This is a genomic window from Microbacterium sp. 8M, assembly GCF_902506375.1.
In the GTDB taxonomy this organism is placed as follows: Bacteria; Actinomycetota; Actinomycetes; order Actinomycetales; family Microbacteriaceae; genus Microbacterium.
Genome location: NZ_LR733284.1, coordinates 1,141,898 through 1,166,372, shown reverse-complemented (window position 1 = coordinate 1,166,372; position 24,475 = coordinate 1,141,898). Strand labels below are relative to the sequence as shown.

Genomic DNA, 24,475 nt, shown 5'->3' with positions numbered 1-24,475 from the left:
ACAGCTCTTAGACCCGCGCGGCGATCGATCCCGCATCCGAGGAATAGTGGCCCGACTGACAACCGTCTCAGCCCCAAGAAGGGGATCACGCTATGAACCGCAACGCGAAGATCGCCACCTGGTCCGCTGTCGCCCTGATCGTTGCGGGCCTCGTCGTCGGTGCGGGGTACACCGTCGTGACCGTCACGTCCGCCATTCCGCCCACACCGACTCCGGAATTGAGCATGCCCGCGCGATCGGCGGCCCCTGCCCCGAAGCCCACAGCAGTCCTCCCGAAGACAGAGCAAGAGCGTGTAGGGGGCGCGGAGAATTGCCACCCACTTGCACAGATCCAGATCAGCGGCGAGGTCGATGGCAACGGAAACCTCATCGAGCATGCCGAACTCCGGACCGAACCGATTGACTTCGGTCCTCGCGAGGGCGCAAACGGCATCGTGAGCGTCAATGGCCAAGGAAAGATCGTCAGCTACACAACCGTCGCTGGCGACAACCTCGACGGCATCGAGACGCGACTCTGCACCGACATGGACACCGTCGCCAGATACAACGGAGTCGGGTACGCACCCGGCGAGCACACATGGAAGATCGGCGAAACGTTCGTGATCCGCCCCGACCCGAACGTCCCTTGGATCGACCCCGTCAAACAGTGGCACGCCGAGCACCCCAACGGCTAGTGCCACCGATACTCAACGTTCCCCACGGCGTCGCTCTTTCGCGGAGGGCCGACGCCTGTGCCAGACCCCAACGCTTCTGCGTCATGCCGGAATAGGGAAGGGGGAACAAGGTATAGGCGATACGCAGATACTGCGGCGGATCAGGCGGCGGCTTCGGCGGTCATCTGGACCGCATAGCGCTGCTTCGCGGGAAACGCCGACGTGAACCTCTGCGACGTCACCGTCACCCAGGTAACGGCACTGGCGGCAGCAACGCCGTCACGCTCAACTAGGTCGACGATGAGATCGACCTCAATTGGCTTCTTGCGCACCCGATTCACCCAAACCCGCTGACTCAACAGCTTCGCCACGCGCGGGTTCCGCCTCGATTCGCTCCCAAGCCCCTCGCCGTATAGACTTGAACGGTTGCCACGGGGTGTGGCGCAGCTTGGTAGCGCGCTTCGTTCGGGACGAAGAGGCCGCAGGTTCAAATCCTGTCACCCCGACCAATGAGAGAGGGACCGACCCAGAAGGTCGGTCCCTCTCTCGTTATCTCGGTAAGTCAGGCGGCCCAGCGCAGAGGCTCCACGTGTCGCGAATGCGACGTGCGGAGAAGCGCCTGGGGAGCACTCCTCGCAACCTCCGTAGAGAATCGCCCGGCGGACGACTCTCCTTGCGCACATCTCGGCGGCGTCCTCGCAGGCACCGTCGCGCGCACGAAGAGTCGCTCGGTCACGTGCGGCGCCCCGCTCGGCCCTGGCTCGGCGGCTCCGCTCAGGCTTCTCCCGTATCCTGGAACCGCTATGACGACGCCACGCCTGGTCGCCTTCGACCTCGACGACACCCTCGCCGCCTCCAAGAGCGCGATCGAACCCCGCATCGCCGCACTCCTGCTCGCCCTCGCCGAGCGCGTCGAGGTCGCCATCATCTCCGGCGGCAACGAGGAGCAGTTCCGCACCCAGGTCGTCTCGCGCCTCGGGGACGCCGGCGCCGCCACGCTCCAGCGCATCCACCTGCTGCCCACCTGCGGCACCCGCTACCTCCGCCACGACGGAACCGGATTCGCGCTCGTCTACGCCCGCGACCTCAGCGCCGAGCAGAAGGACGCCGCCCTGGCCGCGCTCGAGGAGGAGGCCCGTCGCCTCGGCCTGTGGGAGACCGAGACGTGGGGTCCCATCCTCGAGGACCGCGGATCCCAGATCACGTTCTCCGCCCTCGGACAGCGCGCCCCGCACGACGCGAAGAAGGCATGGGACCCGGACGGCTCCCGCCGCGCCGCGCTCCGCGACGCCGTGGCCCTCCGCGTGCCCGACCTGGAGGTCCGCTCGGGCGGATCCACCTCGATCGACATCACCCGGGCCGGCATCGACAAGGCCTACGGGATGACCGAACTCGCCGAGCGCACCGGCATCCCCTTCGGCGAGATGCTGTTCTACGGCGACCGGCTCGACGAAGGCGGCAACGACTACCCCGTGAAGGCCCTCGGCGTGCCCTGCGTCGCCGTGGACGGCTGGGAGGACACCGCGGACCGCCTCGACGCGCTCCTGCCGACCTTGAGCGCTCCCGCTCCCGCACCGGCCTCCTGACCGCGCTCGCGGACGCTCAGGACCCTCAGGACAGTGCGAGGATCCGCTCGGCGTAGCGGTCGATGGATCTGCTCGCCGCGGCCTCCTCGGGCCGGTTCAGGTAACCGTGCGTGGTACCCGGCTCGATCGACACGTCGACCGGCACCCCGGCTCCGACGAGCGTCCTCGCGAACGCCTCTCCCGACACGCGCAGCTCATCGACCTCCGCGTTGATCATGATGACGGGCGGGAAGCCGACGAGCTCGCCCGGCGAGGCGAGACCCGGCGCCGCCGATGACGTCGCCTCCTCCGCCGGCCGCCCGAAGTAGTTCTCGTACATCCCGCGCACCTTCTCCGGACCGAACACGTCCGCCGCGGGATCCGCGTCCAGTGCCGCGCGCAACGCCGGATCCGGTGCCGGCTGCACGGCGAGGAGCGTGGGGTACGCCAGCAGGGCGAGCGCCGGGCGGGCGCCCCCGTCGGCGACGAGGCGCAGCGTGCCCGCCGCGGCGAGGTTGCCCCCGGCGCTCGTGCCGCCGATCACCCAGGGCCCCTCGGCGAGGCCCGACCCGATCGCCCAGCGGAACGCCGCGACCACATCGTCGACGGGCACGGGGTGGCGGAAGCCGCTCACGCCGTCGCGCCCCGGGGCGCCCGCGAGCGGGGGCGCCAGCCGGTAGTCGACCGAGACCACCGCGATCCCCCGCGCGGCGAATGACCGGGCGACCCAGTCCGCCTCGGGCATGTCCAGGTCGCCGGCCCAGAACCCGCCGCCGTGCAGCCAGACCAGGCCCGGTCCGGCCGGCTCGTCCGGCGTGTATGCGCGTGCCGGGATGGGGCCGTGCGGCCCTGGGATCTGCAGCTCCCCGATGCGCAGCGCCGCGCCCGCGGTCATCGCGCCACCGCGCCCGCGACCGCCGGGTTCATCGGGACCAGACGGGTGAGCTGCGTCACGTGGCGCGGCTCGAGCTCGGCGAGCGAGGACACCCCGAGCAGCCGCATCGTGCGCTCGATCTCGCTGCGCAGGATCTCGATCGCCCGGTCGACGCCGCGACGGCCGCCGGCCATCAGGCCGTACAGGTACGCTCTGCCGATCAGCGTGAAGTCGGCGCCGAGCGCGACCGACGCGACGATGTCGGCGCCGTTCATGATCCCGGTGTCGATCATGACGGTGAAGTCGTCGCCGACCGCGGCCCGCACCTGCGGCAGCAGGTGGAACGGGATCGGCGCGCGATCGAGCTGCCGGCCGCCGTGGTTGGACAGCACCACACCGTCGACCCCGTGCGTGTCCTTCAGCCGCACCGCGTCCTCGACGGTCTGCACGCCCTTCACGACGAGCTTGCCCGGCCAGATCTCCCGGATCACCGCGAGGTCGTCATAGCCGATCGTCGGATCCATGGCGGCGTCCAGCAGCTCGCCGACCGTCCCGCCGGTCGTCGACAGCGAGGCGAACTCCAGCTTGGGCGTGGTGAGGAAGTCGATCCACCACCAGGGGCGCGGGATCGCGTTGATGATGGTGCCGAGGGTGAGCTGCGGCGGGATCGAGAAGCCGTTGCGCTTGTCCCGCAGCCGGGCGCCCGCCACGGGCGTGTCCACCGTGAACATCAGCGTGTCGAATCCGGCCTCCGCCGCACGGCGGGTGAGCCCGTACGAGATCTCGCGCTCGCGCATCACGTAGAGCTGGAACCAGTTGCGTCCGGACGGGTTGGTCTTCTTCACGTCCTCGATCGAGGTGGTGCCGAGCGTGGAGAGGGTGAACGGGATCCCCGCGGCCGCCGCGGCCCCGGCACCGGCGACCTCGCCCTCGGTCTGCATGAGCCGGGTGAAGCCGGTCGGCGCGATGCCGAACGGCAGCGCGCTGGGGCCGCCCAGGACCGTGGTCGACGTGTCCAGCAGCGGTGCGGGCGCGAGGATCCCGGGGTGGAACTCCACGTCCTGGAACGCCTGCCGGGCCCGCGCGAGCGACAGCTCGCCCTCGGCCGCGCCATCGGTGTAGTCGAAGGCCGCCTTGGGCGTGCGCCGCTTCGCGATCGTGCGGAGATCGGCGATCGTGAGCGCCGCGTGCAGCCGGCGCTTCGTGCCGTCGAGCTCGGGCGCCTTGAACTTCATCAGCTCGAAGATCTCGGCGGGGTTCGGGAGCTGGCGCTGCACCATGGGTGGTCCTTCCGATCAGGCGGGGCTGTCGCCCTCGCGGGCGAGGTCGGTGGCGGCGTAATAGCCGGTGATGTGGTCGCGGACGAGTGCGGCGGCATCGTCGGCGCGGCCCTCGTCGATGGCGCGCACGATGTCGCGGTGCTCGGCGCGGAGCCGGTCGGCCATCCGCGGCCAGTCGGTGAGACGTGCGGACCCTGCCCGCACGTACGATTCGATGCTGTCGCGCAGGCCGGTCATCATCGCCGCGACCACGGTGTTGCCGCTCGCCTCGGCCAGGGCGAGATGCAGCTGCGCATCGAGGGCGAGGAAGTCGTCGGCTCCGAGCTCGGCGTCCATGGCGTCGAGGATCCGGTGCGCCGCCGCCGTCTCCCTCGGTCCCGCGGCGAGCGCGGTCACGACGGCCTGCTCGAGCACGAGGCGGGTTCCGACGACATCCCCGATCGGGAAGCCCTGCGCGGCGACCTGGAGCCGCAGCAGCGCCGACAGCGCTCCCCCGGGCGCGGCGATGACGATCGCCCCCGCCTGCGGCCCGGATCCGGTCGAGGTGCGGATCAGGCCCATCACCTCGAGCACGCGGATCGCCTCGCGGACGCTCGAGCGGCCGACGCCGAGCTCCGCCGCGAGGTCGCGTTCGCTGGGCAGCCGGTCTCCCGGTCCGAGCTCGCCGTCGAGCAGGCGCCGCTCGACGTGCTGGAGCACCGCGCGCCAGGTGCGCGCGGGGGCGTCGCTGCCGTCGGGCATGGATCCTCCTGTGGTCTGACCACAGCCTAGAGGCTGTGGTCAGACCACGCAAGAAGACGAAGACACTCGTTCACAGCGCGAACTTCGCCGTCGCAGCGGCGGAGGCACGGCGAACTCTGCGCTTCGAAAGAATCGCGCGTCGTGACCGGCGAGTCAGCTCAGACGGCCGCCGGACTCTTCGAGGTAGCAGTGACCGCACAGCGATTCATACGTGACGGCCTCGCCGTCGATCGCGACCTGGTCGCCGTCGAACACGAACCGGTCCCCCACCCTGCGTCCGTTGAACACGGCCTTGCGACCGCAGCGGCAGATCGTCTTCAGCTCCTCGAGGGTGTGCGCGATCGCCAGCAGCCGTCCGGATCCAGGGAACGCGTGGGTGAGGAAGTCGTTGCGGATCCCGTAGGCGAGCACCGGGATCTCGTCCTCCACCGCGATGCGGAAGAGGTCGTCGATCTGCTCGGGCTCGAGGAACTGCGCCTCGTCTACGAGGAGGCACGCGATGTCGGATCCGTCCTGTCGCGCCTTCTCGCGCTCCGCACGGAACAGGTCCCGCGCGCTCTCGCCCGCAGCGATCAGGAAGTCGACCTCGCGGGTCATCCCCAGGCGGCTCTCGATCTGACTGGCGCCCTTGGTGTCGATCGCGGGCTTGGCGAGGAGCACCCGCTGCCCGCGCTCCTCGTAGTTGTACGCGGCCTGCAGCAGCGCCGTGGACTTTCCGGAGTTCATCGCCCCGTAGCGGAAGTACAGCTTGGCCACGGCGCGCGATCAGGCCGTCAGATCGAGCGTCTTCGCGGTGGCGCCCATCGATGCCGCGGCGTCGGCCGGCGAGTCGTTCAGCTTCTCGCCGAGCGTGGGGATCAGCTCCTGGAGCTTCGGCTCCCACTGCGCGTACTGTCCCGGGAAGCAGCGCTGCAGCACGTCGAGCATGACGGGCACCGCGGTCGACGCACCCGGCGAGGCGCCGAGCAGGCCGGCGATGGTGCCGTCGGCGGCCGCGACGACCTCCGTGCCGAACTGCAGCTTGCCGCCCTTCATCACCTGGGCGCGCTGCCCGGCCTGGAGCAGCTCCCAGTCGCCGTCCTCCGCGGTGGGCATGAACTCGCGCAGGGTCGCCACCTTGCGCCGGTGCGTCTTGAGCAGTTCGCTGACCAGGTACTTGATGAGGTCGAAGTTGGTGAAGGCGACCTTGAGCATGCTGCCCAGGTTGTGCGTGCGCACCTGGGTGACGATGTCGAGCATGTGGCCCTGCTTGAGGAACTTCGGGCTGAATGTCGCGAACGGGCCGAACAGCAGGCTGGTCTCACCGTCGACGACGCGGGTGTCCAGGTGCGGCACCGACATCGGCGGTGCGCCGACGGGGGCCTGCGAGTACACCTTGGCCTTGTGCTTGGCGACGATCGCGGGGTTGGACGTCTTCAGCCACTGACCGCCGATCGGGAAGCAGCCGTAGCCCTTGATCTCGGAGATGCCCGATCCCTGCAGCAGCTTGAGCGCCCAGCCGCCGGCGCCGACGAACACGAACTTCGCGTTGAGCTCGCCCGGGGTGTTCCCGATCGTGTTGCGGTAGCGGACCTTCCAGGAGCCGTCCTTCTGCTTCCTGAGCTTGCGCACCTCGTGGTTGCGCAGCAGCGTGAAGTTCTCGCTCTCGGCCAGGTGGTCGAACAGCTGACGCGTGAGGGATCCGAAGTCCACGTCGGTGCCGCTGGGCACGCGGGTCGCCGCGAACGGCTCACCCTTGCGACGCTTCTCCATCAGCAGCGGCGCCCACTGGTTGATGACGCGGGAGTCCTCGCTGTACTCGATCCCCGCGAACAGCGGCTGCTCCTTGAGGATCTCGTAGCGGCGGCGCAGGTAGTCGACGTCCTTCTGGCCGCGCACGAACGTCATGTGCGGCGTGGAGTTGATGAACGTGCTGGGCGCGTCGAGCACGCCGCGGTCGACGAGGGTCGACCACAGCTGCCGGCTGAGCTGGAACTGCTCGTTGATGCCGATCGCCTTGGCCGGGTCGAGGGCGCCGTCCTTGCCCTCGGGCATGTAGTTCAGCTCGCAGAGGGCGGCGTGGCCCGTGCCCGCGTTGTTCCACGCGTTCGAGCTCTCCTCGGCGACATCGCCCAGTCGCTCGAAGGCCACGACCTTCCAGTCGGGCTGGAGCTCGCGGAGCAGGGTTCCGAGGGTGGCGCTCATGATGCCACCGCCGATGAGGACGACGTCGACGGATTCAGTCACGCCTTCAGTCTAGTTCGCCGCACAGGCCGCCATATTCGCCCGCACGGCCATCCCGCGGCGCACATTCGCCACCCCGGACATCAGGAGCGCCGGCCCTCCGGTGGGGAGTGCCGGCGCTCCACGATTCGCGGTGTCGCGTCCGTCGATTCAGACGGCGGGCGCCGCCGCTCCGGCGTGCAGACGCTCTGCGACGAGCTCCGCCACCTGGACGGCGTTCAGCGCCGCGCCCTTGCGCAGGTTGTCGTTGCTGATGAACAGCACGAGGCCCTTGCCCTCCGGAGCGGACTGATCGGCGCGGATCCGGCCCACGTAGCTCGGATCCTTGCCCGCGGCGTACAGCGGCGTCGGAACCTCCTCGACCACGACGCCCGGGGCGTCGGCGAGCACCTCGTATGCACGCTGCGGGGTGATGTCGTCCCGGAACTCGGCGTTGATCGACAGCGAGTGGCCGGTGAAGACCGGCACGCGCACGCAGGTTCCCGCGACGCGCAGGTCGGGCAGGCCGAGGATCTTGCGGCTCTCGTTGCGGAGCTTCTTCTCCTCGTCGGTCTCATTCAGCCCGTCGTCGACGACCGATCCCGCGAGCGGGATGACGTCGAAGGCGATCGGCGCGACGTACTTCTCCGGCTGCGGGAAGTCGAGCGCGGATCCGTCGTGCACGAGCCGCAGGGTGTCGCCCTGGGCGAGCACCCCCTCGACCTGGCCGAGGAGCTCCTGGGCGCCGGCGAGGCCGGATCCGCTCACGGCCTGGTACGTCGAGACGATGAGCCGCTCGAGCCCGGCCTCGGCGTGCAGCGCCTTGAGCACCGGCATCGCGGCCATCGTGGTGCAGTTCGGGTTCGCGATGATGCCCTTGGGGGTCTCCGCGATCGCCTCGGGGTTCACCTCGCTGACGACGAGGGGGACCTCCGGATCCATCCGCCACGCGCTGGAGTTGTCGACGACGATCGCACCGGCCGCGGCGAACCGCGGCGCATAGGCGCGGCTCGCCGTGGCGCCGGCGGAGAACAGCGCGATCTCGACGCCGGCCGGGTCGGCGCTCTCGACGTCCTCGACGATGACGGGGATGCCGCCGAAGTCGATGGCCGTGCCGGCGGACCGGGCGGAGGCGAACAGGCGCAGCTCGCGGATCGGGAAGGAGCGCTCCGCGAGGATGTCGCGCATGACGGTGCCCACCTGGCCGGTGGCGCCGACGATGGCGACGGAGAATCCTGAGTCGGAGATGCGGGTCATGGGGATGCTGTTTCCTCGGCTTGGCGCCGCGACGGGCGGCGGACGAGACGCAGGCGCGGTCGCCGGGTACGGCGGAGCATCCGCGCCTGGCGCCGGTGTCAGGGTTTGGGCGATTCTACCGGGTCCGCAGGGGCCGAAGCGCCGCAGCGGCGGACCACGGTGACTCAGGTCGCAACTTCTGCGCTTCCGGACGGTGGGAAGCGCAGAAATCGCGACCTGAAGGAGGAGCTGGGGTCGGGACTCAGCGACCGGTGCCGGCGGCGACGACGGCTTCGACCTCGCCGTCCAGACCATAGGCCGCGTGCACGACGCGCGCGGCCTCGGCGAGCTCGTCGCCGCGGACCACCACGGAGATGCGGATCTCGGAGGTCGAGATCATCTCCAGGTTCACGCCCGCTGTCGACAGCGCCTCGAAGAGGATCGCGGAGACACCCGAGTGCGTGCGCATGCCGGCTCCGACGACCGAGAGCTTTCCGATCTGGTCGTCGTGGAGGAGGCTCTCGAAGCCCACGTCGGACTGCTCTGCGGCGAGCGCCTTGAGCGCCGCGGAGGCATCGGACTTCGGCAGCGTGAACGAGATGTCCGTGCGCCCGGTCGAGGCGGCCGACACGTTCTGCACGATCATGTCGACGTTGGCTCCGGACTTCGCGACGATCTTGAAGATCTCCGCGGCCTTGCCTGGCACGTCGGGCACGCCGGCGACGGTGACCTTGGCCTGGCTGAGGTCGGTGGCGACACCGGCGACGATCGGCTCTTCCATGGCTTCTCCCTCGGATTCGCGGGGGTTCTTCATGCCCTCGCCCAGAACGTAGGTGCCCTCGTTCGACGTGAAGGTCGAGCGGGCGTGGATCAGGACGCCGTGCCGGCGGGCGTACTCGACGGCGCGGATGTACAGCACCTTGGCGCCGTTGGCGGCGAGTTCGAGCATCTCCTCGCTCGACACGTGCGAGAGCTTGTGCGCGAGCGGCACCACCCGCGGATCGGCGGTGAAGATCCCGTCGACGTCGCTGTAGATCTCGCACACGTCGGCGTCGAGCGCGGCGGCGAGCGCGACCGCGGTCGTGTCGGATCCGCCGCGGCCGAGCGTCGTGATGTCCTGCGTGTCCTCGTTGATGCCCTGGAACCCGGCGACGATGACGATCGCGCCCTCGTCGAGCGCCTCGCGCAGACGCGTCGGGGTGACCTCGACGATGCGGGCGGAGCCGTGCCGGCTGTCGGTGCGCATTCCGGCCTGCGGGCCCGTGAAGGAGCGTGCGTCGAAGCCCATGGAGTGGATCGCCATCGCGAGCAGCGCCATCGAGATGCGCTCACCGCTGGACAGCAGCATGTCGAGCTCGCGCGGCGCCGGGATGGGCGCGACCTGTGCAGCGAGGTCGAGCAGCTCGTCGGTGGTGTCGCCCATGGCGCTCACGGCCACGACCACGTCGTGACCGGCGCGGCGGGTGTCGACGATGCGCTTCGCGACGCGCTTGATGCTCTCTGCGTCGGCGACGGACGAGCCGCCGTACTTCTGCACGATGAGTGCCACGGGATCACTCCTGGGGGATGCCGGGCGCCGGAAGCGGCGCACCATCGCACATTCTACGAGCGCAGTCCATGCCCGATCCGGTATGTGACGAGGCGACGGGCCCGCCGCTGGCGGGCCCGGTCAGAGCAGGCCGCGGCGACGGGCCTCCGAGACCGCGCCCGTGCGGCTGTCCGCGCCGAGCTTGTCGAGCAGGTGCACGATGTGCGTCTTCACCGTGGCCTCCGCGACGAACAGGCGCACGGCGATCTCCCGGTTGCTGAGGCCCTCGGCGACCAGGGCGAGCACCTCCTGCTCGCGGCCGGTGAGCTCCACGCGGGGTGCGCGCAGCGCGGCCACGAGCCGCTCGTCGCCGCCGGGCGTGTGCACGCTCGCGCCGGCGGCGGCATCCACGATCGCCCGGGAGATGACCTCGACGCCCACCTCCTTGAGCAGGTACCCCGCGGCGCCCGCCTCCACGGCGCGCACGATCTGCGCGTCGTGGTCGAACGTGGTGAGGATCAGCACGGCCGGCGGCTCCGGCAGCGCGCGCAGGGCGGCCGTGGTGGCGACGCCGTCCATGCCTTCGCCGAGTCGCAGGTCGCAGAGCACCACGTCGGGGCGCAGCTCTCGCGCCGCCGCCACGGCCTCCTCGCCGGTGCCGACCTCGGCGAGGACCACGAACCCTCGTGCCTCGACGACGGCACGGATCCCTGCCCGCACGATCGGATGGTCGTCGACGATGATCAACCGCACACTCATGACCGCTCCCCTCGATCGATCGGCCCGGCGCTCACGCCGCCCCCTGCCGTCCGGCAGAAGGCGGCACCGCCGCTCCCTCCTGCCCGGCGGACGGCGCCACCGCCACTCCCTCCTGCCCGGCGGGCGGCGGCACCGCGAGGGCGGCGCGCGGCAGGCTCGCCTCGATCGTCGTGCCGTCCCCGGGAGCCGAGCGCACGGTCAGCTCTCCCCCGGCCTCGCGCAAGCGCGAGCGCATCGCGGCGAGCCCGTACGACGCGTCGGACGGCCGCACCGCCGGGTCGAACCCCGTGCCGTCGTCCTCGACGCACAGCCGCACGCTCGTGTCGTCGGCGGTCAGCCGGACCGCGACGCGCCGCGCCGCGGAGTGCTGGCGCACGTTGGCCAGAGCCGACTGGGCGACGCGCAGCAGCGCGACCTCCGTGGGCGTGGTGAGAGCGGGCAGGTCCGGATCCACGTCGAGCCGGACCTCGATCCCGACGTCCTCGTGCAGGGCGTCGAGCATGCGGCCGAGCGCCCCGGCCAGCGCGGACTCGTCGAGCTCCGCGGGAGCCAGCGCTGCCACGATCCGGCGCAGCTCGGTGAGCGAGTGCTGCGCGAGCTGCTGGATCTGCGCCGTGCGGTCGGGACGCGGGTTGCCGACGGCAGCCGGATCCGTTCTCGCCAGCATGACGATCGTGCTGAGCTCCTGGGCGATCGTGTCGTGCAGGTCGCGGGCGAGCCGCGTGCGCTCGCGCGTCGCGCCGGCCTCGCGCTGCGTCGCCGCGAGCTCGTCGTGCAGCTGCGCCGCTTCGCGCTGCGCACGCAGGAGCGAGTCGATGAGCCGCTCGCGTTCGACGGCGTCCCGGAGCATGGCGTCGTAGCCGAGCGACACTGCGAACGCGAAGCCGCCGCCGACGATCGGGCCGACGACGTGGGCGAGCCCCGTGCCCGGTTGAATGCCCCCCGGATGCAGGAACGGCGCCACGATCGCCGCCGTCAGCACGACCGCCGCGAACGCGAGAGACCACGGCAGCCGCATCACGTGCCCCGCCAGGAGCAGCACCGGGAACGCAAGCCAGACGAATTCGGGCGACAGGACGAGCATCCCGATCCAGACGCCGAGCAGGCCGAGCATCCACCACTCCGCGGCGCCCCGGTGCGCGAAGCCCGCGCCGGCCCCGTACCAGGCGAGGTACACGGCCGCCGCCAGCAGCACCGGCAGCAGCTCCCCCTCGATGCTCGCGCGCACGGTCGAGACGATCACGAGCACCACGGTGATGAGGTGCAGCACGAAGCGCGCCCCGCGCAGCATCCGCCGACGGGCGGAGGCGGGCGCGCTGCTCATGGTCCGATTCTCCCCCGCCGGGTCGCGGATCCGGCACCGGCAGGATCGATCGTTCGATGGATCCGCGGGACGGCGGGCAGGAGCAGGGTGGAACCATGACATCCTCGCCCTCGCCCGAACTCACCGCTCCGTCCGCCCCCGCGCAGCGCCGCGCTCTGTCGCAGCTCTTCATCGCGACGGTCACCTGGATCGCCCTGGGACTCGCCGCCGGGCTCTTCTATCGCGAGTTCACGAAGGCGCAGGGGTTCCCGAACGGGTTCAGCGGGCAGCTCGCGCTGGTGCACACGCATCTGCTCGCCCTCGGCGCCCTCGTGACGCTCATCGTGCTCGCGCTGGAGAAGCTGTTCACGCTGTCCGCGAGCCGCCTGTTCCGCTGGTTCTTCTGGATCTACAACGCCGGCGTGCTGCTGACCGCGACGATGATGACCTGGCACGGGATCCTCGACGTGCAGAAGCTCGAGGCGTCCAAGGCGATCGCCGGCATCGCGGGCGCGGGACACATCCTCGTCGGAGCTGGTTTCGTGCTGCTGCTGATCACGCTGTGGAAGGGGATCCGCCGGGCGTCCTGACCTCCGGCGACGCGGCCCGGCCAGTGCGGCGATGCCGGGGAGCGCTACCTCTCCGGCAACGCCGTCTACCTTTCCGGCGACGCCGGGGAGTCCCGCCTTTCCGGCGACGCCGGCGGCACGGGCTCGGCCGTCAGCTCCACGGCGGCCTCGTCCACCGCCCTGGGCCGGAGCCGGCCGCCGGTTCCGGCGAACCAGCACCCGATGATCACCAGCGGGAACCCGATCAGCAGACCGACCGTGAGGGGCTCGGCGAGCACGATCGCGCCGAGGATGATCGCGATCACCGGGTTGACGTAGGTGAACAGCGGGGCGCGGACCGGCCCGACCTCCTTGATGAGGGCGAAGAAGGCGAGGAATGCGATCGCCGTGCACACGACGCCCAGCGCGATCAGCGCCGCGATCGACGGGACGGTCGGGACGGTGTGCTGCGTGAGCACCGCGATCGGCAGGTACAGGATCCCGATGAAGAGCATGGCGAGGGTGATCGTGCCCAGCGACGGCACATGGCCGAGCTTGCGGGCCACGATGAACGGCGCCGTCGCGTAGAGCACAGCCACGAGCAGCACCTCGCCGGCCGCGAGGAGATCCACCTTGCCGCCGGTGAGGCCGGGGCCGGCCACGACCACGCCGACGCCGACGAAGCCGACGAGCAGCCCGATCAGCCGCGCCGGGCGCAGCACGCTGCGGTCGCCGCCGCCGAGCGCGATGAGCGCGGCGAAGAGCGGCACCGTGGCGACGAGCAGCCCGGTCAGCCCGGACGGCAGCGACTGCTCGGCGTGACCGAGCAGGAAGAAGGGGCCCGCCATCTCGACGAGACCGAACGCCAGCACCCAGGGCCAGTGCTTCCACGCCGCCTTGAGCGCGCCGCTGCGGAGTGCGAACGGGAACAGCAGCACGGCGGCGATGAGCGTTCGCCCCGCCACCATCGCGGCGGGCGAGAAGGACTCCACCACCACGCTGATCAGGAGGTAGGGCACGCCCCAGAGCAGGCACATCGCCGCGAAGAGCAGCCATCCACGACGGCTGAAGCCGGTGCCGCTCACAGGACGCGCCGGCCCTCGAAGGCACGACCGAGCGTCACTTCGTCGGCGTATTCGAGGTCGCCGCCCACCGGCAGCCCGGAGGCGAGCCGCGAGACGGTGATCTGCATGCTGGTGAGCAGCCGGCTGAGGTAGCTCGCCGTCGCCTCACCCTCGAGGTTCGGGTTCGTGGCGAGGATGACCTCCTGCACGGTGCCGTCGGCGAGGCGCGTCATCAGCTGGGCGATGCGCAGGTCGTCGGGACCGACGCCGGCGATCGGACTGATCGCGCCGCCGAGGACGTGGTAGAGGCCGCGGAACTCCCGCGTGCGCTCGATCGCAGCGACGTCCTTCGCATCCTCCACGACGCAGATGAGCGCGGCATTGCGGCGCGGGTCGCGGCAGATGGCGCAGCGCTCCTGCTCCGCGACGTTGCCGCAGATCTCGCAGAACCGCACGCGCTCGCGCACCTCGGTGAGCAGCTCGGCGAGCCGCTTCACGTCGAAGGAGGGCGTCTGCAGGATGTGGAACGCGATGCGCTGGGCGGACTTCGGCCCGATGCCCGGCAGGCGGCCGAACTCGTCGATCAGCTCCTGGACGATGCCGTCGTACATCTAGGGGGTTCCTTCACCGGTCATGTCGTCACTGGAATCGGGTCTGCGGCTCGTACGGCTCCTCGCGCAGGAACGTGGCGCCGAGCACCTGCCGCACCACGGCTTCGCCGTAGCGCTGCACGCCGGGCGCCCCGGAGCGCGGGGCGCGATCGGCGGCCGGCGCGGGCCGCGGCGCCGGATCCGGTCGCAGGGATCGGTCGGGCGCGGAGGCGGCCGGAGCCGGTGCCGATTCCGTTCCGGACCGCTCCGGCCCGCTCGGCACCGCGGCCATCGCGGGCTCCGGGACCGGGCGGTACGCGTCGCGCTCGTCGTCGGGGGGCGGTGCGTCGGCGTCGTCGGGGAACGGCGGCTCGTCGTCCAGGACGTCGCCGTCGTGCCCGGGTTCGTACCAGCCGGAGGCCGGCATCGCCTCGACGTCCGCGGGCTCCTCGTCGACCGGGAACTGGCCGATCCGGGTGTTCGCCGCTGCCGGGGCCGGCTCGGGTGCGCGGGCGGGCTCGGGCGCGGCTTCGGGGTCGCCCTGGGGGATCGCCGCCACGGCCCACTCCGTGACAGGCGCGGCCGCAGTGCGCGCAGGAGCGGGGGCGGATGCCGAGGCAGCACGCCCGCCGGTCGACCCCGCGGTCGCACGAGCGCCCGCGGCCGCCGCGGATCCGCGCTCCTCACGCTCGGGACGGCTCTGGTCGGAGGGGCGCGGGGCCTTCCCGCTCTCGGCTAAGTTCCGTTCGGCGCCGGCCGGATCCGCGGCCGGGAGCGGCGCGGGCAGGTACTTGACCGTGACCGAGAGCTCGCCCTCGATCGCCGTGCGCAGGTGGTCGGAGGGTCCGCTGCCGGGCGTCGTGCCCTTGAACCGCGCGACGTCGTTGGGGCCGGGGAAGCCGAGGGTGAGCACGTTCGACGCGGTGTTGTAGGCGAGCGGCTGCACCGCGGTGACGACGAGCCACGACCCGCGGCTGATCTTCTCCAGTCGCGCGAGCACGGCGGGCCAGGCGGCGCGGATCCGGTCGATGTCGATCGGACCGGCTGCCGGAGTCGGCTCGGGCGAGGGCTCGCCGGACGGCTCGGGAGCGGAGGGTTTCGCAGCGGCCGTCCCACCGGCGTCGTCAGGCGAGGACGGATGCGCAGCGTCCGGCCGAGACGACACGGGGGCTCCGGCGGGCTCCTGTGGGAGGGCGCGCTTCGTCTCCGCTCCGGCTGCGCCGGCACCCCGCTCGAGGTCCGGTGCGGGAGCAGGCGCCGGTGCCGGTGCCGCCGCGGCGGAGGCGGGAGCCGGGGAGGCGGCGGGGGCCGCGGCTGGGCCGGTCGACGCGGTCGCGGCGGACGCTGCGCCGGAGGCGGAAGCCGCCGTCGCGCTCTCGCCGCCGGCGAGGGCGGTGAGCACCCGGGCGACGAGCAGCTCGAGGTGCAGTCGCGGCGACGTCGCACCCGTCATGTCGTCGAGCGCGGCGCTCACCAGGTCCGCGGCGCGGGACAGCCGCGGACCGCCGAACGCGGCGGCCTGCGCCCGCATGCGGGACAGCTCGTCCTCGGGCACGCCGCGCAGCACCGCGGAGGCGGCGTCGCCGACGGCGGCGATCACGATGAGGTCGCGCAGCCGCTCGAGCAGGTCGTCCACGAAGCGCCGCGGATCCTGCCCTGTCTGCACCACCCGGTCGACAGCCGGGAACGCTGCCGCGGCATCGCCTGCGGCGAGCGCGTCGACGATCTCGTCCAGCAGCGCGGAGTGCGTGTAGCCGAGCAGCGCGACCGCGCGCTCATATGCCACTTCGACGGTCCCTGAGCCCGTCGAAGGGTCGGATCCCGCGATGAGCTGGTCGAGCAGGGAGAGCGTGTCACGCGGGGATCCGCCGCCCGCGCGCACGACGAGTGGTAGCACGCCCTGGGCGACCGTCACTCCCTCTTCGGCGCAGAGCTTCTCGACGTACTCGAGCATCGCGGCGGGCGGGACCAGCCGGAACGGATAGTGGTGCGTGCGGGAGCGGATGGTGCCGAGCACCTTCTCCGGCTCGGTGGTCGCGAAGATGAACTTGACGTGCGGCGGCGGCTCCTCGACGAGCTTGAGCAGCGCGTTGAAGCCCTGCGGCGTCACCATGTGCGCCTCGTCGAGGATGAAGATCTTGAAGCGGTCGCGGCTGGGCGCGAAGGTGGCACGCTCGCGCAGGTCGCGGGCGTCGTCGACGCCGTTGTGGCTGGCCGCGTCGATCTCGACCACGTCGAGGGATCCGCCGCCGTTGCGCGACAGCTCGACGCAGCTCGGGCAGACGCCGCACGGGGTGTCGGTCGGGCCTTCGGCGCAGTTCAGGCAGCGCGCGAGGATGCGCGCCGACGTGGTCTTCCCGCAGCCGCGCGGGCCGGAGAACAGATAGGCGTGGCCCACACGGTCGCTGCGCAGCGCCGTCATGAGCGGATCGGTCACCTGCGACTGCCCGATCATCTCCCCGAAGTTCTCGGGCCGGTAACGGCGGTACAGGGCTGTGCTCACCCGACCAGCCTAGAGCGTGCCCGCGACATTCGGACCGGGAGCCGGTCCGGCACCCGGAATCGGCGGCGCGTGCGGATAGAGACGGCGCGAGGGCGGCGCGCACCCGGAATCGGCGGCCGCTCCGGGATCCGCGCGCACCCCTGCCGCCCGCGTCGGCGCAGACGTACCCTGGAGACGGAGGTGGAACGATGACGCAGGTGGCGGCAGGCGACCGGATCCGCATCCACGGCCGAGTGGTCGGCGACGGGGAGCGCTCCGGTGTGGTCGTCGAGGTCCGCGGCGAGCTCCTCGTCGTGCGCTACGACGACGGGCACGAAGCGGTGCTCTCCCCCGGCAGCGACTGTGAGATCAGGCACGCCGAACAGTAGATCGGATACGTCGCGCCCCGGGCACGGGGTCGTCCCCGGGGCGCGACCGACTACTCCCCCGACTCGCCGACGTATCCGACGATCGGGATCGCAGAGGTCGTCGGCACGGTGGGCGACAGGATGGTGCCGTCCTCACGGCGCGCCTGGCGGCCGAACTCCGGGCGCCCGTGGATGACCGGGCCCTGGTCGGGCAGCGGCACGGCGGCGGGTGCGCCGACGGCGGCCGTCCACGACCGTCCGCGCACGGAGAACGTGACCGGATCCCCGTCGCGGACCTCGACGAGCAGCTGATCCGCGGTGAGCGTGATCTGCAGCTGGGATCCGTGCCACTGCAGCGGGTAGGACAGCTCCGGCCAGTCCGACGGCAGGCGGGGGTCGAAGCTGAGCTCGCCGTCGTAGTCGCGCATGCCGCCGAAGCCGCACACGAGCGCCGTCCACACGCCGCCCGCGGAGGCCACGTGCACGCCATCCGAGGCGTTGCGGTGCAGGTCGCCCAGGTCGACGAAGATCGCGTGCTCGAAGTACTCGTGCGCGAGATCCTGGTAGCCCACTTCGGCGGCGAGGATCGACTGCACCACCGCGGACAGCGTCGAGTCGCCCGTGGTGAGCGGGTCGTAGTACTCGAAGTCGGCGAGCTTCTCGGCCTCGGTGAAGTGGTTGCCCTGCAGGAACAGCGCGAGCACGACGTCGGCCTGCTTCAGCACCTGGAAGCGGTAGATCACCAGCGGGTGGAAGTGCAGCAGCAGCGGACGCTGCTCGGCGGGCGTGTTCGGCAGGTCCCAGACCTCGCGCTCGAGGAAGAGGGAGTCCTGCGGGTGGATCCCCAGCGCGGGGCTGAACGGGATGTGCATCGCGTCCGCGGCGCGCTCCCAGCGCTCCACCTCGGACGGCTCGATCCGCAGCCGCTCCACGGCGGCGTCGTACGCCTCGGGCGCGTCCGCCGCCATCTCGCGCACCACGCGCGCGGCGAAGCGCAGGTTGTAGCGCGCCATCACGTTGGTGAACAGGTTGTCGTTGACGACGGTGGTGTACTCGTCCGGGCCGGTGACGCCGTGGATGTGGAAGGTCTCGACGCCGTTGGCGGAGCGCCAGAACCCGAGCGTCGCCCACATCCGGGCGGTCTCCACGGCGATGTCCACGCCCTCGCGGTACAGGAACTCGTCGTCGCCGGTCGCCCGCACGTACTTGCCGAGCGCATAGCTGATGTCGGCGTTGATGTGGTACTGCGCGGTGCCGGCGGCGTAGTAGGCGCTCGCCTCCTCGCCGTTGATCGTCCGCCACGGGAACAGCGCGCCGCCCTCGTTGAGCTGGCCGGCGCGACGGCGGGCCGCGGGCAGCATGTGCACCCGGCAGCGCAGCGCGTTGCGCGCGAACTGCGGCGACGTGTAGGTGAGGAACGGCAGCACGTACACCTCGGTGTCCCAGAAGTAGTGTCCGCCGTAACCGGATCCAGACACGCCCTTCGCCGAGACGCCGGCTCCGTCGGCGCGCGCGGACGCCTGCGCGATCTGGAACAGGCACCACCGGGTCGCCTGCTGCAGATCGTCGTGGCCGCCGATGCGCACGTCGCTGCGCTCCCAGAACGCGGTCAGCCACTCGGCCTGCTTGGCGAACTGCGCCTCGACGCCCTCCACCGCGGCGCGGTCGAGGGTGCGCCGGCAGCGGTCGATGAGCTCGCGTGCGGGCACCCCGCGCGAGGTGTGGTAGCTGACCAGCTTCGTCACGCGCGTGGGCACGCCGGCCTTCGCCTGCACCCGGAACACGTTCTTGGCGATGTCGGGCTCGACGAGCTGCCGCGCCGTGTACTCGTTCTCGGTCTCGACGAGGTGGTCGGCCACGACGCCGATCGTCATGCCGGAGTTCGCCACGCGGTATCCGAGTGCCGAGCGCCCGCCGTCCTGCCAGTACTCCGCGGGCTGCAGCACGCGGTCGCCGAACCGCTCCGCCTTGCGCGGGTCGAAGCCGGCCTTCTCCCCCGGTGATCCCGCAGCCATCGACGGCACCCCGCCGTACACGTCCTCACCGTCCTGACGGTTCAGGATCTGGCAGGAGATCGTCACCGGGGCGTCGGCGTTCTCGACGACGACCTCCAGGCGCAGCACGGCCAGGTGACGCTCGACGAAGGAGACGATCCGCTCGTCACGGATCCGCACCCGCTTGCCGGACGGCGTCACCCAGAGCACCTCGCGCTCCAGGATCCCGGTGCGGAAGTCGAGCGCGCGGCGGTACTCGCGCACGTCGGCGTCGTCGAAGCTCAGCGGCTCGTCGTCGACGTACACCCGCATGACCTTGGCGTCGGGGGCGTTCACGATGGTCTGGCCGACCTCGGCGAAGCCGTAGGCCTGCTCGGCATGGCGGATCTTCCACGTCTCGTGCAGGCCGTTGATGAACGTGCCGTGCTCGAGCGCGCCCCGCCCTTCGATGTGGTTTCCGCGCAGGCCGAGGTAGCCGTTGCCGAGCCCGAGCAGCGTCTCCGAGACGCCCTGGTTGGCGTGCGGATACTGCGTCTCGATGAGACGCCACGGGTCGACGGGGAAGAGGTCGCGGTCGATCATGCAGTGGTCTCCGTGAAGGGGGATGAATTCAGGACAGGAAGCGGGAGAGATCGTCGACGACGACGGTCGCGCCGTTCGCGAGGAGGGAGTCGGCGCCCGCGCCGCGGTCGACGCCCACGACCGTGCCGTATCCGGCCGCGGCGGCCGACGCGACACCGCTGGTGGCGTCCTCGACGGCGACGGCCGCCGCGGGGTCGACGCCGATGCGCTCCGCGCCCACGCGGAAGACGTCGGGGGCGGGCTTGGAGGCGAGGTGCTCGTGCTCGGCGACGACGCCGTCGACGACGACCGTGAAGAAGTCGCGGATGCCGGCGGTCGTCAGCACCTCCTCCGCGTTCTTCGAACTGGACACGACGGCGAGCGGCACGTCGGCGGCACGCAGCTCCTCCAGCAGTGCCAGGGATCCCGGATAGGGCGCGATGCCGTCGCGGCGCAGCGCCTCGGAGAAGGCGACGTTCTTGCGGTTGCCGATGCCGCAGATCGTGTCGGCCTCGGGGTCGTCGTCGACGGAGCCCCACGGGATCTCGACGTTGCGGCTGCGCAGCAGACTCGCGACGCCGTCGTAGCGCTTCTTGCCGTCGACGTACGCGAAGTAGTCGTCGTCGGTGTACTCGGGCCGGATGTCCCACAGCGTGAACACCTCGTCGAACACGGCCTTCCACGCCCGCATGTGCACCTCGGCCGTCGGCGTCAGCACGCCGTCCAGGTCGAACAGCACGGCGGCCGCACGGTGCAGGTCGGGAAGGGCGTCGGGGGTGTCGGGCACGGCGAGGCCTCCGGGTGGCTGGAACGGGATCGATCGGATCGGCACGTCGGGGTGCCACCCTGTCCAGAGTAGTGCTCGCGGGTGCGCCCGGGAAGGCGCGAGACCACCCGAATCCGGGCCGCGTCGCGGTCGCTCGCGCGTCGGACGCCGGCCCGCGTGCGCACGGCTCGAACTCTGCGCGAGGCCGTGCGACAGGCTGCCCGCTCAGGAGAAGGAAGCCACCTTCTCCGCGCTCACGACGCGCAGCTCCGCGATGCCGGAGCCGTTGTACACCGTGGTGCGATCGTCGGCCGACGTCACCCGGAACCGGATGCGCAGCACGTCGCCGCGCACAGCCGTGTCCAGGACCCCCGGATCCGCGATCAGCGCGACCGGGTTCTCGGCGTTCTGCAGGGTGCGTGCGGGCTGCTGCGCCCCGGCGAATCCCACCAGACCGGTCGTGTCGCGCAGGCTCGTCGGAATGCTCTCGGTGCCCACCTGGATCTCGACGAAGCCGGTGTACTGTTCGCCCGCATGCGATGCGGCGTCATCCAGCAGTGCCTTCAGCTGCGCGGGATCCAGGGCGGGGTATGCCGGGTCCGGGGCCGCCGGGACCGCGTCGGGCGTCGCCGGGACCGTCGGGGACGCGCTGACCACCGCCACAGGCGGGGCGGTCTCGTCGGAGGCGGGATGGTCGGCGAGCCCCGCGAGCAGGCCGAGCGCGGCGGGGACCACGATGAGTGCGGCGATGGCGATGACGAGCATCGGCATCCACCCCCGGCGTCGCCGCGGGGCGGCAGGCTGCGGCGCCCCGACGGGCCGCGGTCGACCATGGCGGTCGTGCTCGAGCGGCGGGATCACGTAGGGCGCGGTGAGGTTCTTCGGCACCGCGGAGTACACGGTGGGCCGGCGCTCGTCCTGTCCCATGCTCGGACCCTAGCGCCTCCGCATGCACTCTCGCAGGGTGCATCTCTCCTCGCAGGGCGCATCTCTCGGCAGGCGATACAGGATCCGCCGGCGCGACGCACGGGCGTTGCGCCGCATTCGGGCGCCGCATTCGGGTCTGCACGGCAGACGGAACAGGCTCCGGGCAAACGAGAACAGGCGCCGGGCAAAAGAAAAGACCCTCCGCGCACCCGACAGAGCCCGGTTACCCTTGCTGCGTTTCCGCCCTGGGGGAGTTGGCCTGGATGCCGCCACGCGGAGAGCCGAGGATCAGTCTACCCGAGGCCGCGACGTGCTCGGGACCGGCAGACATCGGGCACGACGGGCCGAGCTCTGCGGTCACGGGTGCCAGACCCCCCCCAATGGGGGTTTTTCTTCTATCCACACCTTCCATCCCCCTTCCTTTTCTCGTAGTTTTGTTCTATACATGCTCCATGGCCGACAGCATCGATTCCTACCTCGCCCGCAGCGGCGAGCTCGTGGATCGGGGCGCCGAGATCGATCGCCGGATCGCCGCGCTGGAGGCGGAGAAGGCTGGGCTGCTCGGAGAGCGCGTGCAGCTGCTGCTCGGCGAGGTGGCGCCGGGATCCGCCGGGTACGAGTCGGCGGAGCGCTCCATGTTCGCCGAGGTCTCGGCGGGGTTGCGCATCTCCCGCGCCGCGGCGGCCAGGGCTCTCGCGACGGGCTGGTCACTGAACGACCGGTTCCCGGCGACGCGGGCGGCGCTCGCGGCGGGCGAGATCTCGCTCCGGCACGCGGTCGTGATCGTGCAGGCGGCAGCGCCGCTGGAGACCGCCGACCTGGACGCGCATCGGCGGTTCGAGGAGCTCGTCGTGCCTTACGCGGCTGCCGAGACCGCGCCCCGCGCAGAGGCGTTCGCGAAGTCCGCGGCCGCCGCGGTCGCCCCGGAGAGCGTGACCGAACGCCACCGGCGCGCCCGAGGCGATCGGCAGGTGCGGGTCACCGACGTCGACGACGGCATGTCGTGGCTGGGGATCCTGATGCCCGCGCCGCTCGCGCACGCCGCTCATGATCGGCTGACGGCGATCGCACGGCAGATCCGCATGACCGGCGCCGCAAAGGTGTCCGGCGCATTCCACGGCCCGCGGGCCCCGCAGCCCGGGCAGGAGCTCACCGACGACGACTGGCGGCGACTCGAGCTGTTCGCGTCGATGGCCGACGACCTGCAGGAACCGGCGGCGGATCCCCGCTCGCTCGATGAGATCCGCGCCGACATCGCCGCAGACCTGCTGCTCGCCGCCGACACCGACCTGATGCGGGAGAGCGGGCTCGACAGCATCCGCGGCAGCGTCCAGGTCACGATCGCCGGATCGAGCCTGGCCGGCGCCGATGACCGTCCGGCCGAGCTCGACGGGCACGGCCCGATCGATGTCGACCTCGCCCGCCTCCTCGCGGCGTCCGCCGAGGTGTGGGACCGGCTCTTCCTGGATGCGCGGGGCATGCTGACCCGCACCGACACCTACGCCCCGACCGACCGGATGCGCCGGCACCTGCGAGCGCGGGACCAGCACTGCCGCTTCCCCGGCTGCCGGATGCCGGCCCGCCCCTGCGAGATCGACCACAACCATGACCACGCCCGCGGCGGACCCACCGACCTCGACAATCTGGCCTGCCTCTGTCGCGGTCATCACGCACTGAAGCACCCCGACCTGGACGATCGATGGCGCTGGTCCGTGAACCAGCTTCCCGGCGGCGTCCTCGAATGGATCCACCCCGACGGACGCAGCTACGTCGACCAGCCGGTGCCCCGCGTGCAGTTCGCCTGACAGATCCGTTCTCCCTTCCCCGCTCCCGGGTGCTTTCACACACGGCCGGATCCGGTCTCCCGCCCGTGCGTCCCCGCCCCGGGTTACGATCGAGACGCGGGCGCACCGCGGCGCCCGGTGAGAGGGACGCATGCACGCCACGAACGCCGCCGACGCCACCAGCACCACGACTGCTGCGACTGCCGCCACTGACGAGACGCTGACGCGCGCCGCTTCCTCCGGCGGGATTGATGCCGCCGAGTTCGCCCGGCAGACCTCGGCGATCCTGCGCTCCATCACGGAGGTGATCGACGGCAAGGACGACGCCGTGCGCAGCGCCCTGATCTGCCTGCTCGCGGAGGGGCACCTGCTCGTCGAGGACGTCCCGGGCGTCGGCAAGACCATGCTCGCCCGCGCACTTGCGGCGAGCATCGACGCCACGGTGCGCCGGATCCAGTTCACGCCCGACCTGCTCCCCGGGGACGTCACCGGCGTCAGCGTGTACAACCCGGTCGCGCAGGAGTTCGAGTTCAAGCCCGGCGCCGTGTTCGCGCACATCGTCATCGCCGACGAGATCAACCGCTCCTCCCCCAAGACCCAGTCGGCCCTGCTCGAGGCCATGGAGGAGCACCAGGTCACCGTCGACGGGCACTCGCGGCCGCTGCCGGATCCGTTCCTCGTCGTCGCCACGCAGAACCCGCTGGAGATGGAGGGCACCTACGCCCTGCCGGAGGCTCAGCGCGACCGCTTCATGATGCGCATCTCGATGGGCTATCCGGACGCCGCATCCGAGACCCTGATGCTGCGCCAGCGCGACACGGCCAACCCTCTCGACGCCCTCCGGCCGGTGCTGGCCGCGACCGACGTGCGCGCCCTGATCACCTGGGCCAGAGCCGTGCACGTCGCCCCGGCGCTCGAGGAGTACGCGGTGGCGCTGTCCCAGGCGACGCGCACCGACCCGAACCTGCACCTGGGCGCGAGCCCGCGGGCGACGCTTCAACTCGTCCGCGCCGCGAAGGTGCGGGCGGCCCTGGACGGTCGCGACTACGTCATCCCGGACGACCTCACCGCGCTGCTGCCCGAGGTGTTCGCGCACCGCCTGATCGCCGCCCGCGGATTGCACCGCGCCGGGGCCCGCCCGATCGAAGCGGCACTCGAAGGGATCGTGCGGCGGATCCCGGTGCCGGTCGGCCTGTCACGGTGAACAGGCGGGAGCGGCCGCGGCGCGCGGCGGATCCACCAGGCCGCCG

22 protein-coding genes, 1 tRNA gene and 1 other RNA gene are annotated in these 24,475 nt (G+C 71.4%); 7 read left to right on the top strand and 17 right to left on the bottom strand.

Annotated elements, in window-relative coordinates:
- Nucleotides 1–92: 92 nt before the first annotated feature.
- Nucleotides 93–674 (top strand): hypothetical protein, encoded by a 582-nt coding sequence (locus AERO9AM_RS05505; RefSeq protein WP_159575238.1) that lies wholly within the window; start codon nt 93–95, stop codon nt 672–674.
- 140 nt (nt 675–814) lie between these two features.
- On the opposite strand, the gene AERO9AM_RS05500 is transcribed toward AERO9AM_RS05505, so the two are convergent.
- Nucleotides 815–1,024 (bottom strand): hypothetical protein, encoded by a 210-nt coding sequence (locus AERO9AM_RS05500; protein ID WP_159575237.1) that lies wholly within the window; start codon nt 1,022–1,024, stop codon nt 815–817.
- Nucleotides 1,025–1,085: 61 nt separating this feature from the next.
- On the opposite strand from AERO9AM_RS05500, the gene AERO9AM_RS05495 reads away from it, so the two are divergent.
- Nucleotides 1,086–1,162 (top strand) — tRNA-Pro (locus AERO9AM_RS05495).
- Nucleotides 1,163–1,456: 294 nt separating this feature from the next.
- A complete protein-coding gene (locus AERO9AM_RS05490; protein WP_159575236.1) occupies nt 1,457–2,239 on the top strand; it encodes an HAD-IIB family hydrolase in 783 nt (260 codons plus the stop codon).
- A gap of 25 nt (nt 2,240–2,264) precedes the next feature.
- On the opposite strand, the gene AERO9AM_RS05485 is transcribed toward AERO9AM_RS05490, so the two are convergent.
- From AERO9AM_RS05485 to AERO9AM_RS05445, 9 genes are all read right to left on the bottom strand, one after another.
- The gene (locus AERO9AM_RS05485) at nt 2,265–3,113 is read right to left on the bottom strand and encodes an alpha/beta hydrolase (RefSeq protein WP_159575235.1); all 849 of its coding nucleotides are present in this window, start codon (nt 3,111–3,113) and stop codon (nt 2,265–2,267) included.
- The gene (locus AERO9AM_RS05480) at nt 3,110–4,372 is read right to left on the bottom strand and encodes an alpha-hydroxy acid oxidase (RefSeq protein ID WP_159575234.1); all 1,263 of its coding nucleotides are present in this window, start codon (nt 4,370–4,372) and stop codon (nt 3,110–3,112) included. Before AERO9AM_RS05480 ends, AERO9AM_RS05485 begins: the two co-directional genes overlap by 4 nt.
- A 15-nt stretch (nt 4,373–4,387) precedes the next feature.
- Nucleotides 4,388–5,113, bottom strand: coding sequence for a FadR/GntR family transcriptional regulator (locus AERO9AM_RS05475; protein WP_159575233.1), 726 nt, complete (start codon nt 5,111–5,113; stop codon nt 4,388–4,390).
- 153 nt (nt 5,114–5,266) lie between these two features.
- Nucleotides 5,267–5,869, bottom strand: a complete 603-nt coding sequence (locus tag AERO9AM_RS05470; protein WP_159575232.1) for a thymidine kinase — start codon at nt 5,867–5,869, stop codon at nt 5,267–5,269.
- A 9-nt stretch (nt 5,870–5,878) separates the two neighbouring features.
- Nucleotides 5,879–7,339 (bottom strand): malate dehydrogenase (quinone), encoded by a 1,461-nt coding sequence (gene mqo, locus AERO9AM_RS05465; protein WP_159575231.1) that lies wholly within the window; start codon nt 7,337–7,339, stop codon nt 5,879–5,881.
- Nucleotides 7,340–7,486: 147 nt separating this feature from the next.
- Complete coding sequence (locus tag AERO9AM_RS05460) at nt 7,487–8,572, bottom strand: aspartate-semialdehyde dehydrogenase (protein ID WP_159575230.1); 1,086 nt, start codon at nt 8,570–8,572, stop codon at nt 7,487–7,489.
- Nucleotides 8,573–8,813: 241 nt separating this feature from the next.
- Nucleotides 8,814–10,100, bottom strand: a complete 1,287-nt coding sequence (locus AERO9AM_RS05455) for an aspartate kinase (protein ID WP_159575229.1) — start codon at nt 10,098–10,100, stop codon at nt 8,814–8,816.
- Between the two features lie 120 nt (nt 10,101–10,220).
- Nucleotides 10,221–10,838: a response regulator gene (locus AERO9AM_RS05450; RefSeq protein WP_159575228.1), complete on the bottom strand. Its 618-nt coding sequence runs from the start codon at nt 10,836–10,838 to the stop codon at nt 10,221–10,223.
- Nucleotides 10,839–10,869: 31 nt separating this feature from the next.
- The gene (locus AERO9AM_RS05445; protein WP_159575227.1) at nt 10,870–12,162 is read right to left on the bottom strand and encodes a sensor histidine kinase; all 1,293 of its coding nucleotides are present in this window, start codon (nt 12,160–12,162) and stop codon (nt 10,870–10,872) included.
- Between the two features lie 95 nt (nt 12,163–12,257).
- On the opposite strand from AERO9AM_RS05445, the gene AERO9AM_RS05440 reads away from it, so the two are divergent.
- Nucleotides 12,258–12,731 carry a DUF2871 domain-containing protein gene (locus AERO9AM_RS05440; protein ID WP_236602498.1) on the top strand — a complete coding sequence of 158 codons (474 nt, stop codon included), beginning with the start codon at nt 12,258–12,260 and terminating at the stop codon, nt 12,729–12,731.
- Nucleotides 12,732–12,796: 65 nt separating this feature from the next.
- On the opposite strand, the gene AERO9AM_RS05435 is transcribed toward AERO9AM_RS05440, so the two are convergent.
- From AERO9AM_RS05435 to AERO9AM_RS05425, 3 genes are read right to left on the bottom strand one after another with little or no spacing between them, the layout of a single operon-like run.
- The gene (locus AERO9AM_RS05435) at nt 12,797–13,774 is read right to left on the bottom strand and encodes a DMT family transporter (protein WP_236602497.1); all 978 of its coding nucleotides are present in this window, start codon (nt 13,772–13,774) and stop codon (nt 12,797–12,799) included.
- Nucleotides 13,771–14,364 carry a recombination mediator RecR gene (recR, locus tag AERO9AM_RS05430; RefSeq protein ID WP_045249540.1) on the bottom strand — a complete coding sequence of 198 codons (594 nt, stop codon included), beginning with the start codon at nt 14,362–14,364 and terminating at the stop codon, nt 13,771–13,773. The genes AERO9AM_RS05435 and recR overlap by 4 nt, the downstream gene beginning before the upstream one ends.
- Nucleotides 14,365–14,392: 28 nt before the next feature.
- Nucleotides 14,393–16,846: a DNA polymerase III subunit gamma and tau gene (locus tag AERO9AM_RS05425; protein WP_159575226.1), complete on the bottom strand. Its 2,454-nt coding sequence runs from the start codon at nt 16,844–16,846 to the stop codon at nt 14,393–14,395.
- A gap of 188 nt (nt 16,847–17,034) precedes the next feature.
- Here AERO9AM_RS05425 and AERO9AM_RS05420 point away from each other — a divergent pair, with 188 nt between their 5' ends.
- Nucleotides 17,035–17,214, top strand: a complete 180-nt coding sequence (locus AERO9AM_RS05420) for a DUF1918 domain-containing protein (protein WP_159575225.1) — start codon at nt 17,035–17,037, stop codon at nt 17,212–17,214.
- 50 nt (nt 17,215–17,264) lie between these two features.
- Here the strand turns inward: AERO9AM_RS05420 and AERO9AM_RS05415 are convergent, their stop codons facing one another.
- The 4 genes from AERO9AM_RS05415 to ffs all read right to left on the bottom strand — a co-directional run bounded on the left by AERO9AM_RS05415 (nt 17,265) and on the right by ffs (nt 21,727).
- Nucleotides 17,265–19,769 carry a glycoside hydrolase family 65 protein gene (locus AERO9AM_RS05415; RefSeq protein WP_159575224.1) on the bottom strand — a complete coding sequence of 835 codons (2,505 nt, stop codon included), beginning with the start codon at nt 19,767–19,769 and terminating at the stop codon, nt 17,265–17,267.
- Nucleotides 19,770–19,797: 28 nt separating this feature from the next.
- The gene (locus AERO9AM_RS05410) at nt 19,798–20,535 is read right to left on the bottom strand and encodes a beta-phosphoglucomutase family hydrolase (protein WP_159575223.1); all 738 of its coding nucleotides are present in this window, start codon (nt 20,533–20,535) and stop codon (nt 19,798–19,800) included.
- A 204-nt stretch (nt 20,536–20,739) separates the two neighbouring features.
- Nucleotides 20,740–21,441: a hypothetical protein gene (locus tag AERO9AM_RS05405; RefSeq protein ID WP_159575222.1), complete on the bottom strand. Its 702-nt coding sequence runs from the start codon at nt 21,439–21,441 to the stop codon at nt 20,740–20,742.
- A 189-nt stretch (nt 21,442–21,630) separates the two neighbouring features.
- Nucleotides 21,631–21,727, bottom strand: an RNA gene (ffs, locus tag AERO9AM_RS05400) — signal recognition particle sRNA small type.
- Nucleotides 21,728–21,893: 166 nt separating this feature from the next.
- Here ffs and AERO9AM_RS05395 point away from each other — a divergent pair.
- Nucleotides 21,894–23,246 carry an HNH endonuclease signature motif containing protein gene (locus AERO9AM_RS05395; protein ID WP_159575221.1) on the top strand — a complete coding sequence of 451 codons (1,353 nt, stop codon included), beginning with the start codon at nt 21,894–21,896 and terminating at the stop codon, nt 23,244–23,246.
- Nucleotides 23,247–23,376: 130 nt separating this feature from the next.
- Complete coding sequence (locus AERO9AM_RS05390; protein ID WP_159575220.1) at nt 23,377–24,429, top strand: AAA family ATPase; 1,053 nt, start codon at nt 23,377–23,379, stop codon at nt 24,427–24,429.
- Nucleotides 24,430–24,475 lie beyond the last annotated feature (46 nt).

Bases quoted from the DNA above. Each gene is read 5' to 3' on its own strand.
- AERO9AM_RS05505 (WP_159575238.1), top strand. From the start codon at position 93: ATGAACCGCAACGCGAAGATCGCCACCTGGTCCGCTGTCGCCCTGATC.
- AERO9AM_RS05490 (WP_159575236.1), top strand. From the start codon at position 1,457: ATGACGACGCCACGCCTGGTCGCCTTCGACCTCGACGACACCCTCGCC.
- AERO9AM_RS05485 (WP_159575235.1), bottom strand. From the start codon at position 3,113: ATGACCGCGGGCGCGGCGCTGCGCATCGGGGAGCTGCAGATCCCAGGG.
- AERO9AM_RS05480 (WP_159575234.1), bottom strand. From the start codon at position 4,372: ATGGTGCAGCGCCAGCTCCCGAACCCCGCCGAGATCTTCGAGCTGATG.
- AERO9AM_RS05475 (WP_159575233.1), bottom strand. From the start codon at position 5,113: ATGCCCGACGGCAGCGACGCCCCCGCGCGCACCTGGCGCGCGGTGCTC.
- AERO9AM_RS05460 (WP_159575230.1), bottom strand. From the start codon at position 8,572: ATGACCCGCATCTCCGACTCAGGATTCTCCGTCGCCATCGTCGGCGCC.
- AERO9AM_RS05450 (WP_159575228.1), bottom strand. From the start codon at position 10,838: ATGAGTGTGCGGTTGATCATCGTCGACGACCATCCGATCGTGCGGGCA.
- AERO9AM_RS05445 (WP_159575227.1), bottom strand. From the start codon at position 12,162: ATGAGCAGCGCGCCCGCCTCCGCCCGTCGGCGGATGCTGCGCGGGGCG.
- AERO9AM_RS05440 (WP_236602498.1), top strand. From the start codon at position 12,258: ATGACATCCTCGCCCTCGCCCGAACTCACCGCTCCGTCCGCCCCCGCG.
- recR (WP_045249540.1), bottom strand. From the start codon at position 14,364: ATGTACGACGGCATCGTCCAGGAGCTGATCGACGAGTTCGGCCGCCTG.
- AERO9AM_RS05420 (WP_159575225.1), top strand. From the start codon at position 17,035: ATGACGCAGGTGGCGGCAGGCGACCGGATCCGCATCCACGGCCGAGTG.
- AERO9AM_RS05415 (WP_159575224.1), bottom strand. From the start codon at position 19,769: ATGATCGACCGCGACCTCTTCCCCGTCGACCCGTGGCGTCTCATCGAG.
- AERO9AM_RS05405 (WP_159575222.1), bottom strand. From the start codon at position 21,441: ATGGGACAGGACGAGCGCCGGCCCACCGTGTACTCCGCGGTGCCGAAG.
- AERO9AM_RS05395 (WP_159575221.1), top strand. From the start codon at position 21,894: ATGGCCGACAGCATCGATTCCTACCTCGCCCGCAGCGGCGAGCTCGTG.
- AERO9AM_RS05390 (WP_159575220.1), top strand. From the start codon at position 23,377: ATGCACGCCACGAACGCCGCCGACGCCACCAGCACCACGACTGCTGCG.